This is a genomic window from Vibrio sp. 10N.247.310.24 (genome assembly GCF_041467175.1).
GTDB classification, from domain to species: domain Bacteria; phylum Pseudomonadota; class Gammaproteobacteria; order Enterobacterales; family Vibrionaceae; genus Vibrio; species Vibrio tasmaniensis_A.
The window spans coordinates 1-11,177 of the sequence record NZ_JBFSUD010000009.1; the positions used below are offsets into that span (position 1 = coordinate 1).

At 43.8% G+C, this 11,177-nt stretch carries 9 protein-coding genes; 4 read left to right on the forward strand and 5 right to left on the reverse strand.

The genetic code is table 11. The features are described 5' to 3' along the window. Positions 1-169: 169 nt before the first annotated feature. Together AB6E08_RS04355 and AB6E08_RS04360 are read right to left on the reverse strand one after the other, a co-directional pair. Complete coding sequence (locus AB6E08_RS04355) at positions 170-1,966, reverse strand: DUF3413 domain-containing protein (protein WP_065677925.1); 1,797 nt, start codon at positions 1,964-1,966, stop codon at positions 170-172. A gap of 27 nt (positions 1,967-1,993) precedes the next feature. After that, complete coding sequence (locus AB6E08_RS04360) at positions 1,994-2,221, reverse strand: YejL family protein (RefSeq protein WP_004734063.1); 228 nt, start codon at positions 2,219-2,221, stop codon at positions 1,994-1,996. A gap of 84 nt (positions 2,222-2,305) precedes the next feature. Here AB6E08_RS04360 and yejK point away from each other — a divergent pair, with 84 nt between their 5' ends. The 3 genes from yejK (at position 2,306) to AB6E08_RS04375 (ending at position 6,188) form a co-directional block, all read left to right on the forward strand. Further along, entirely contained in the window at positions 2,306-3,310 is a 1,005-nt protein-coding gene (gene yejK / locus AB6E08_RS04365; RefSeq protein WP_372063791.1) for a nucleoid-associated protein YejK, read from the forward strand. Between the two features lie 96 nt (positions 3,311-3,406). Then, the gene (locus AB6E08_RS04370; RefSeq protein ID WP_372063793.1) at positions 3,407-4,933 is read left to right on the forward strand and encodes an Hpt domain-containing protein; all 1,527 of its coding nucleotides are present in this window, start codon (positions 3,407-3,409) and stop codon (positions 4,931-4,933) included. A 76-nt stretch (positions 4,934-5,009) separates the two neighbouring features. Continuing rightward, positions 5,010-6,188 carry a chemotaxis protein gene (locus tag AB6E08_RS04375; protein ID WP_371701333.1) on the forward strand — a complete coding sequence of 393 codons (1,179 nt, stop codon included), beginning with the start codon at positions 5,010-5,012 and terminating at the stop codon, positions 6,186-6,188. Positions 6,189-6,284: 96 nt separating this feature from the next. On the opposite strand, the gene nhaC is transcribed toward AB6E08_RS04375, so the two are convergent. After that, entirely contained in the window at positions 6,285-7,721 is a 1,437-nt protein-coding gene (nhaC, locus tag AB6E08_RS04380) for a Na+/H+ antiporter NhaC (RefSeq protein ID WP_017098219.1), read from the reverse strand. 500 nt (positions 7,722-8,221) lie between these two features. Between nhaC and asd the strand changes: the two genes are divergently transcribed. Further along, complete coding sequence (asd, locus tag AB6E08_RS04385) at positions 8,222-9,340, forward strand: aspartate-semialdehyde dehydrogenase (protein ID WP_372063796.1); 1,119 nt, start codon at positions 8,222-8,224, stop codon at positions 9,338-9,340. A gap of 138 nt (positions 9,341-9,478) precedes the next feature. Here the strand turns inward: asd and AB6E08_RS04390 are convergent, their stop codons facing one another. Beyond that, entirely contained in the window at positions 9,479-10,321 is an 843-nt protein-coding gene (locus AB6E08_RS04390; RefSeq protein ID WP_032500845.1) for an ion transporter, read from the reverse strand. A 149-nt stretch (positions 10,322-10,470) separates the two neighbouring features. After that, the gene (locus AB6E08_RS04395) at positions 10,471-11,109 is read right to left on the reverse strand and encodes a YchE family NAAT transporter (protein ID WP_004734056.1); all 639 of its coding nucleotides are present in this window, start codon (positions 11,107-11,109) and stop codon (positions 10,471-10,473) included. Positions 11,110-11,177 lie beyond the last annotated feature (68 nt).

Consider the following 11,177-nt stretch of genomic DNA (forward strand, 5'->3'; position numbering starts at 1 on the left):
CCGGTGCTTTCGACCACTCAGCCATCCCTCCAGTGGCGTGAATAATATAAGGGGCAGAGGGTCTTGTAAACCCTTAATTTTCATAATTTTGTTTTGTTGCTTGTTTTCTAATCATTCACGGCAATAAAAAAGGGAAGCCATTGGCTTCCCTTTTCTTTTTGATGATCATTTAGTCATTTTTGGTATAGAACCGCTGTAACTCAGTAAGGCCTTGCATCAACACTGGCAAGCGAGGGCTTACATCTTTCAGACGTTTGTAATTCTGATCGTACAATTTGTAGTTACCAAACTTATCTAACACCGTTGTTTGTTGGTCAGTAACAAGAGCAAGTTCACGTGAGTCTCCTGCAAGAATCCATTTTCTTCTACGCTCATCAAACAGGCTACGTCCACTACTAAAATCTGTAGGGTTCGAAGATACACCTAATAGCTCTTGCATTAGCGTGACTGACACATCTAGGTGACTAGAACGGTGAGTATATTCAGATGCTGACTTACCTGGCCATTTGATGAAAAGAGGCACTTGTAGTTGGTAACGACTGTAATTGGAGTTTGCACCCCAACTGTTGGTTTTCGTCTCGTTAAATTCAGTACCATGGTTAGAGGTAATGATAACCACTGTGTTGTCTTGAAGATCTAGGCGCTCCAACTCTGCGTAGATTTTCGCTAACTGAACATCAGCCGCTTGAGTCGATTTTTGGTAGTCTGCAGTAAAACGTTCAGCGGTAGTCAACGTTACATCTGTTTCGTAACTAGAGAAGTTATCGAGCGTTGTTAGTTCAATAAAGTTAAACCAAGGGCTTTTTGCTTGTGGTGATTGAACCCATTCAGACCAAGCTTGTATTGCGCTTTGGTCATCATCTGTTGCTTGCTCTGGGAGCGCATCACGGCCTCGGAAGATGACTTCCGGGTAAAGGGCGTCGTCAAAGTCATCACCGCTAAAAGCGGCAAGTGTATAATTGTGATGATCTAGCACATCGAGCAGTACTGCGCTCGAACCTTGTGCTTTGATGCTGCTTGCGTAGCTGCTAGGAAGGCCATAGAACAATCCGAAAATACCAAACATGTCGTTACTTGAACTGTAGTGATTGGTGAAGTTGATCGATTGTTGTGCATAGGCATAGCTGCTTGGCATCGCAGTGCTATTGAGTGCATCAGCGCGAAGATTATTCACACTCACAAGCAGAATATTAAGATCAGCACTGCGGCGGTTGTATTGAATTTTTTCTAGCGGGTAGCTAACTAAGTTTACGTTCTCTTGGTTCGCTTCTAAACGCTGTAAATACTCTTCACGGTCTAATAGACCATGCTTTTCCATAAAGCTTTTTGCTGTCATAGGATAAGACAGTGGGAAATTCGCTTTCTGGCTTGTAATTGGGTTGTAGAAATACGCATCAGCCCACATGTAGGTCAAGTGGCTGCTGATGAAACACAAGAAGAAGACGGCAGTAATAGGACGGCCAATGTGTTTATGAGACAGTTTACGTTGCTTACGCCAAACCCACTCAGACAGACCTAGCTGCAATAAGAAGATTAGTGGCATTACAATGAAGAGGTGCTGCAAATCAGAAGTGAGTGCAGACTCCTCTCCACTGAATAAAACCTCCCACACGACAGGTGTCAGGTGGAGGTTTATATTTTGATACGTTTGGGTATCAATCAGTAGGACAGTTAAACCTATGGTTGCGAAGATAACGGCAACCAAACGTAATAACTTCCTCGACGGAAGAATAAAAGTGAGTGGGAACAGCACTAATAGATAGAGCGCGAACACCAAAAATCCAAAATGACCAACCCATGATGCAGCCAAATAGAATTGACCCAATAGGGTTTCTGGCCAAGCAGATTGAGTAATATAACGAGTACCAATCAACATCGCAGCAATGATGTTGAAAAATGCAAACCAGTGGCCCCAACCTACCAGTCGAGATACACGATCGCTATATGAGTTTGCGCTGTCTACCATTTATAATTCTTTTTCCGTCAATCAAACTTAGTGAGACTTTTTATCTTCAAGAGAAGAAATTAAAGCTTCGGCAAATTTTTCAGCAATTCCTTTGCGTTGTGAAGCAGCAACGTTCTGATTTAAGACATTGGTTGCGATATTTCCAGCGATCATCAATGAAAGCTCAGGTGAAGCTTTGTGCTTAGTCAGTACAGCACCTACTTCAGCTAGGATTTTTTCAACTTGATCATCTGTGTATTTAGATATAATCGGCATAAGGACTCTAATAATGATAGTAAAAGCGGCTTATGATAACCTACTATGCACAACAACTGAAACCTGAACGGTAATATTTTCACTATGAGCCTTCACCTTTCCAACGTAATTTTACACCAGCTAAGCAAGAACGATCAGGAAGAGCTGATTGTTAACTATCGTGCTGAATCTCTAGAAAACGATACTGCATCTGAAAACCTAGTCGCTGAACTTCACCGAGTTTTTGATTCAAAAGCAGGTAAAGGATTTGGTTCTTTCAAATCCGACAGCGAATTCCAGCAGTCGTTGCATGAATTTCGAGCTGGAGAACAAAGTTTTTATGATTTCTCTCAAAAAAGTGCGCTACGTCTAAAAGATGAGCTTTCAAAGTATCCTTTTGCTGATGAAGGTACTTTGGTACTGGCTGAATATCAATCACTGGCGACAGACTACCTTTTCATCGGACTACTGCCTTCTAACCAAAGTTTGAAAGTGACCGAAGGGCTAGATATTAGTGCGACGGATTACCTGGATATCTCGAAGATGGATATTGTTGCGCGCCTTGATCTTTCAACATACGACACAGACAAAGAGTCAAACCGTTACCTTACTTATATTAAAGGGCGCGTTGGTCGTAAAGTCGCTGACTTCTTCTTAGACTTCCTTCAAGCAGAAGTAGGCTTGGATGCTAAGCAGCAAAACCAAGTATTGATGCAAGCGGTAGAAGACTTTGTTTCTGACTCTAAGTTAGAGAAAGAAGAAGCGATCAGCTATAAAAAACAAGTTGCGGATTACTGTAACGAACAGCTTAAAGCGGGTGATGAAGTTCAAGTTCGTGAACTTTCTGGAGAATTGCCAGCAAGCACAGATGGTACAAGCTTCTTTGACTATACTAGTGAGCAAGGCTACGAGTTAGAAGACAGCTTCCCAGCAGACCGCGCAACTATGCGTAAACTAACAAAATTTGTTGGTGCTGGTGGCGGTTTGAATGTTAGTTTTGATAGTCTGCTTTTAGGTGAGCGTATCTTCTACGATCCAGAGACAGACACGCTAACCATTAAAGGGACGCCACCGAACTTACGTGATCAACTGACTCGCAATAAGTCATAGTCCGAAGTTATTAGGTAGCAAGCGACAGCAGGTTGTTGTCGCTTGTTTATGTTTAGCAACATAATGGTTTAGAGTTCGCATGAACAAGGAATATCGATGGAACAATCAGTAGCAAAGCCCAATCGCTTTAAAAGACCCGCAACTTTTTTGGTTGCACTCTTGGCTCTGTGGCTACTTCCTTCACTGGCTCTCCTTAATCTAAGCCGTTCTTACTCTCACTCGCTCGCTCAAATTGAAGAACTCGGTATTCGCGTTAATGAATTGAGGCAATCGCTTTATTTCTCTGAGCCGCTGCGAGTCTCTCGCATTAATGATTTAGCACTCGATGCTCAATTGGTTTATTCGATCCGACTGCAGATAGAATCTGATTTCCAACACGCCTTGTTTCGTCCTGATGTGAACCAACTGCTTTACGTTGCCGATCAATTTTTAGAAAAATTTGATGAATTCATTCCGATAGAAAGTCAGGTGCAAGATATCGTCGATAACATCAAAGTGTTACGCACAGATACACAACTTTCCCCTAAGTTAAAGCCGCTACTCAACGAATTTGGTGTCGTCGTTTTTGAAGCGATGTATTCCGATAACCAAAGTTCATCAGCAACTTATCGCGCCTTTGATTCTATACTTGAAAAATCTTATTCATTAAAATCCGAAGAGCAAGATGCACTCCAACAATTACTGGCTGATGCTTCAGCATTGCTGAGTGATTACGCTCAGCTCAATTATTTAGTCGATAAAATTAAGAAGAATTCAGTAAACGAACAGATCATTAAACTTGAAGCTGAGTTCCATGATCGTCAATACAACCTATTATTGATCATGCTAGGTTTAAGCTTAGTGGCAATGATTGCGTTACTGTTGTGGAGCGTTAGGTCCCAAAAATCGAAGAAAGAAGTAGACCAAGCACTCAAACAGGAACCAGTCATCGATTCAAGTCAGGACGATGCTCTCTCTACTTCCAACAAAGATACGTCTTCTCGTAACGATACTGCTTCTCGCAATAATATTGTTTCTCATAGCGATACTGTTTCTTCCGCGGTGACGCCACCAAGTAATCCCCCATCAGTATTAGATATTACGCAAGCGAGTCAACATTCTGATACCCAACCTCAGCAGAGTATTTGTGCGACAAGCCCGCAAGCTATTTCACAAGAACCGATTTTGCAAGAACCTATTCCACATGTTCCGGTTCAGCAAAACTCTATTCAGCAACCCCCAACTCAGCGGACACCAGAACAAGTGCAAGAGCCAGAGAAGCACATTGCCAGTGTGACGGATTCAAAGCCAGCGATTGATATTGAAGAGATGCTAGAGACTCTTGATGGCGATACCGAGTCTGTTGAATTGTTGCTAGGGGTCTTTGTCGAAGATCACGCAGATGACTATACCAGATTCAAATCTCTGCTCACTAAGGATGAAACCTCTGCTGCTCGCATTGTGCACAGCTTAAAAGGTGTGGCTGGCAGCATCAAAGCGTCTCGGCTAGCGATCATTGCAGCGACTATTGAAATGACAATGAAGCAGTCCAGAGCCATCAGTGAGCACGATTTAGCTGAACTAGAGCTAGCGATAAAAGCCTCTGTAGATTCTGCTCATGACTATTTAAATACCCAACGTTAACTTTTACAGGTTTTTTGACAATACTCTGACGAAGCGCTCATACAATCCGCGCCCTTAGTCTTTGTCAGAGGTTTATATGTCACGAGTTTCGAGTCGAAATTGGATCGTGTTGGTGCTTAGCATTGTGCTAAGTGGTTGTTCTCTCTTGGAAGTTAAGCTAGACAGTCAAACGACGCCTCTTACTCAGCAAGAGTTACAGGCTCGGATCATGACGCGTGAATACGCCAAGATTTTTTTTACACGAGTAGAAGACTCGGCCGATCTCATTGCGCAATCTTACCCTGCTGATGACACCTTACATCAATCTTATGTGTTGCTTTGGAAGATCCATGCTGAGCAGGGCTTACAACAAGCGGCGTACCAAACTTCCCCAATGTCAGCATTAATTGACTCATGGGTTTTCACAACACAAATGAATCAGTTTTATAGCCAAGGCGATGGCGCGGATCTGTTCGTGACGGATAATGCGGTAGAGACTGCTCGTTCTCTTGACCAAGAAGCTGAGAAGCTAGCAAAGGGTGTATTGAGCTCGAGTGATTTCAAGAACAGCAAAGCGTTCGTCGAAGAGTTTGCCGCGAGTAATCCTTTTAAAGATCTTACCTTCAGAAGCACACCCGCTTACCGTGAATGGCTAAGTTACCTTGGTAAAGACGAATCTCAAATCGTTCAAAGCCTAGGTACCATGCCGGAGGCGATGGGCGATGCATCAGACCGTTTAAGCCTAATGGCTGACCAAACACCGAAATTGATGACGTGGAAAGCTGAGTTGGTGGCGATGAATAGCTCGCTAACGGGTGAAGACCTATCTATGACGCTGGAAAGCCTTCGTCAAACATCAGCAAGCATGCAGGACTTCATTGAGAATAACCCTGAGTACATGCAAACATTGGCTTCTATTATGTCGACAGAAATGCAGCCTCTGCTCAACGACCTAAGTGATAAGACAGATCAAAAATTGGCGATGCTCACTGAAGAACGTGTAGCCTTAGAAAAAATGGTGACACGAGAGAGAGAAGCTCTGGTCGCGATGATTGCGAAAGAGCGTATTGAAATTGCAGGCATTGTGACTTCTGAAAGGGAACTGTTTACACAAGATCTTGATCGCGTCTCTCAAGAGGTGGTGGTACTCGCTATTGATAAACTGATGGACTTGATCAAAGGTGTGATTATTTACTTCATCCTGTTTATCTTGGTGGTGTTCTTTGCACCGTTAGGCATCGGTTATTGGTTGGGTAAACGAACCGCTAGCAAATAAATTCAGTAATTAAGTAGATCAAAAAAGAGCGCTCTAGAGCGCTCTTTTGGCATTTATATCATCAACATTTTTGTGCTTACGCACTAAAGCCTTAGCTTAAGCTTGTTGCTTGCTCAGTTCAGCGGCTTCTTCAGTTTCAAGCGCTGGTGCTGTTGGTTCACATTTATCAACGAACCAACCCATGTAAGACGTTACGATAGTCACGAGGATACAGATGAAGCTCAACCACATGAACGGAGCATAAGAGAGCGTTGCGACACCAAGAATACTCGCCATGTAGATGCCGTTGTCACTCCAAGGAACCATGCCTGAAGTTAACGTGCCACCGAACTCAGCGTTACGAGATAGATTTTTACGTTGGTAACCTAATCGGTCGTAGTTTTTCGCACAGATTTTTGGCGTTAGGATTAACGATACGTACATTGCAGAACCGAATACGTTACCCATGAAGGCCGTGCCGATCGTGCTTGTTGCTAGAGAGCCTGCGCTATTTACTCGGCGCTCGAACACCTTAGCAATCGTCTCTAATACGCCCACTTTATCCAGTAAGCCACCAAAACCTAAACCAAACACAATTACCGCTACCGAACCAAGCATTGAAGACATGCCGCCACGGTTAAGAATCGAGTCAATAAACTCTACGCCAGAGGAGATAGAGAACGGTGCCCAAGCAGTATTGAATGCCGTTAGGAAATCGATATCTTGGATCATGACTGCCCAGATAATACCTAGCAGAGAACCGAAGCTGATTACCGGGAATGAAGGCATGCGGAAAGCCAACAGACCAAGCACGATCAGTACTGGGACAAATGAGTAAGGCGTGATGTAGAACTGAACTTCCATTGCTTTAATGACAGAATCTACTTGGCTCATGTCAACGTTACCTGCGTAGTGAAAACCAAACGCAGTAAACATGATACCAGTAATCACGTAGCTGATTAACGCAACTGGCAGCATGCCCTTGATGTGCTCAACCACTTCAACACCAGACATTGAAGAAGCCAGAATCACTGAATCAGAAAGTGGAGACATCTTGTCGCCGAAGTAACAACCTGACAGCACTGCACCTGCAGTAATCGGTGCTGGAACACCTAGGCCTTGGCCAATACCCATCATCGCGATACCTGCTGTACCCGCAGCGCCCCAAGAAGTACCAGTTGCCAATGCGGTTAGAGAACAGATAATCATGGTCGCTAAAAGGAAGATAGAAGGGTGGATAGCTTTCAGACCATAGTAAATGATAGTAGGTACGATCCCGCCTGAGATCCAAGTACCAACAAGAGCGCCAACGGCTAAAAGTATTAAAACCGCGCCTAAGCCATTGGATATTCCTTTGAGTGCCGCTTTTTCTAAGTCTTTGTATTCGTGGCCAAGGCGAATACCGAGAACCATGATAATGAACCAGCCAATATACAAGGCAAGTTGAATTGGAAGGTCAAGTTTTGCAGTAAAGGAAAAAGCAAGGGATAGAAATAGTCCTAACGCGATGAATACCTGCAATAGGTTCGGTAGGCGAGTTTTACTCTGCTTCATAAAAGCCTCTTGTGATTTCGAGCATTTATAGTGCTTCGTTATGGTGTGTGGTGCAAAACGGACACTACAGTAATTAGTTTATTATATCGAAAAAATACGTCCAAGTTGTGATATTTGACTGCTAACACAGTTAATCATGGTTTCATTATCTGAAATATTGTTAAATTCATGGTTCTTACATGTTGAAACTTGTCGCACGTTGTTTTCGTTTTGTGAAGTATTATTCTGGATAGTATTGATTAAAAAGAGGGATTTACTGTTTGTGACGCGAGTGGGATTAAGCTGCTTTGGCGATGCAAATGTTTGAATTTGAGGATAATGGGCGTTTTATCAATGAGGTGGATATTAAATGTCGATACAGGGATAACTGCACGATTCATTGCGTTCACTTAAAAGAAACGAAAAAGTTACACTTTTTGACAAAAATCACTTGAGTTCTGTTTCTGAAAAACTTATAGATGGGGGAGAGCAATTTTTAATTTATACATGGAGAGTGAGCGATGAGAGTAGGTCTAGTTGGTTGGCGCGGTATGGTTGGTTCTGTATTGATGCAACGTATGGTTGAAGAGAAAGATTTCGACTTGATTGAACCTGTTTATTACAGCACGTCTCAGATTGGGATTCCTGCCCCTATTTTGGGTGGTAAAGATGCGGGTCTACTTCAAGACGCTTTTGATATTGATAGCCTAAAACAGCTTGATGCGGTGATTACCTGTCAAGGCGGAGACTACACCTCAAAAGTATACCCAGCACTGCGTCAAGCAGGTTGGAAAGGCTACTGGATTGATGCGGCTTCTACCTTACGTATGGACGCGGATTCAATCATCACTCTTGATCCTGTTAACTTGGCTCAAATCCAACAAGGTATCCACGGCGGGACTAATACTTTCGTAGGCGGTAACTGTACTGTGAGCTTAATGCTTATGGCTTTGGGTGGTCTATACGAGAAAGGCATGGTTGAGTGGATGAGTGCCATGACTTACCAAGCCGCTTCAGGTGCGGGCGCTAAGAACATGCGTGAACTGATCTCACAAATGGGTGTGATCAACGACAGCGTAAGTTCTGAGTTAGCGAACCCTTCAAGTTCAATTCTTGATATCGATAAGAAAGTCGCTGATACCATTCGTTCATCTTCATTTCCAACCGATCAGTTCGGTGCTCCGCTTGCGGGCTCACTGATTCCTTGGATCGATGTGAAGCGTGAAAACGGTCAAAGCAAAGAAGAGTGGAAAGCCGGCGTTGAAGCGAACAAGATTCTTGGCCTAGATGGTCAGCCAATCCCAATTGATGGCACTTGTGTACGAATCGGTGCAATGCGTTGTCACGCTCAAGCACTAACGATTAAGCTTAAGCAAGATGTGCCTATGGACGAGATCGAAGAGATCATCGCGACGCACAATGATTGGGTTAAAGTGATTCCTAATGACCGAGACATCACTGCGCAGGAGCTAACACCAGCGAAAGTAACAGGCACAATGTCTGTACCAGTCGGTCGTCTGCGTAAGATGTCGATGGGTAACGATTTCCTGAATGCGTTCACGGTAGGTGACCAACTACTTTGGGGTGCTGCAGAACCACTACGCCGTACTCTGCGCATTATCCTTGCGGAGAAAGCGTAATCGGCAAGATTGCTTAAATTCTATTAGCTGATAAACCGAAAGGGTTGACGATAAACGTCAACCCTTTTTAGTTTATTGATATCTCGTTATTCGGCCCTCGAAACTGCCCTTAAACCTCTTCGCATCTCGAGTCTGCTTTTATTTCTCTTCAGTAACGACACGCTTGTCGGGGTCTGCCAATTCACTCGCACAGTGTTTGCAATACATAGCATCCGAATCATGGCCGGCGCGGTTACAGTTCGGACACTTTACCAACTCTTTGTGCGAGTTCATCTCATTGCTGAGCTCTGCAGTAATAATCCCTGTCGGTACCGCTAAAATAGAGTAACCCAATAGCATGGTCAGAGAAGCGATCGCTTTCCCTAACGCGGTTTGAGGGATCATGTCACCGTAGCCAACCGTCGTAATGGTTACGATTGCCCAATAAATACTGTGGGGAATACTTGTAAAGCCATTTTCTGGCCCTTCAATAACAAAGATAAGCGCGCCGAAGATAACAACTAAGATGCCAACTGTGCTGAAAAAGATCAGTATCTTTCGTCTTGCCATTAAAAGTGAACGTAACAGAATGTTTGAATCTTGCAGGTAGCGAACCAGTTTTAGGATTCGGAAGATACGCATCACACGCAGCAGCCTTACCACACCCATAAATGAAGCGCCTGGGAAGATGATCGCTAAGTAGGTCGGAAGAATCGCCAATAGGTCCACGACACCATAAAAGCTGGTGGCATAAGATTTTGGTTTCGGAGAACAATAGAGCCTCAACAAATACTCAAGAGTGAAGAGAGCAGTAAAAGTGTATTCAATATAACGCAGCTGCTGTGACCATTCGGTCATGACATTAGGGATGGATTCTAAGATCAGAACCAATAGCGAAGCCAAGATTGCAACGATCAGAGAAATATCAAATGCACGTCCGGCTGGCGTGTGAGTACCAAAGATAATGACGTACAAATGATGCTTGAGTGGCTTGCGTGACATAAGGAGAGATTCATCTTTTGTTAAATGCATTAACAGTCATTATACAAGCTTCATAATAACGAGGCGAGTGAAAGCCCAATTGCTTTACTCGCCTCATCTATATTGCAATATTGTTGCCCTTTATAGAGCAACCGGATTACCGTTAAACGTTATGCCAAACCTGGGAACAAATTACGTAGGCCATTGGCGATGAACTCGATGCCCAATGCGCCAAGAATCAAGCCCATGATACGCGTGATCACATTGATACCCGTTTGACCTAAAAAGCGAACGATAACCGGCGCTGAACGGAACAGAAGCCAAGAGCAGGTTGCAAACGCGATGATGCTAATGCCAATTCCCACAGTATCAATGGCTGCAGGGTAACGAGATCCGTAAACAATGGTCGAGCTGATTGCCCCGGGGCCCGCCATTAATGGCATCGCAAGAGGAACAACACCGATTTGCTCTTTGCTGATGTATTCAGATTTCTCTTGTTTATTCTGCTTATCTTCACCGAGCTTACCGCTCATCATCGAAAATGCGATGCTCAATAATAGCAAACCACCTGCAACACGAAATGAATCCAGGGAGATGCTAAACATATCAAGCAGCATTTGCCCCGCGACAAGCGACACAATCAGGATAACGGCAACGGCAATATTTGCTTGTAAGGCTGTCCTGTTCCTCTCTTCTGGCGGCATATGTGCAGTAAGGGAAACAAAAACAGGCATGATGCCGATTGGGTTTACGGCAGCAACAAGCCCAAGGAAGAATTGCATAAAAATTGCGAGTTCTAAGCCTTGCATGAGAGCGATCTCCAGTTAGCGAATTTTAAGGTTGAAGGTTTGATTCGGTGAATAGTCTGAGCGCGTAA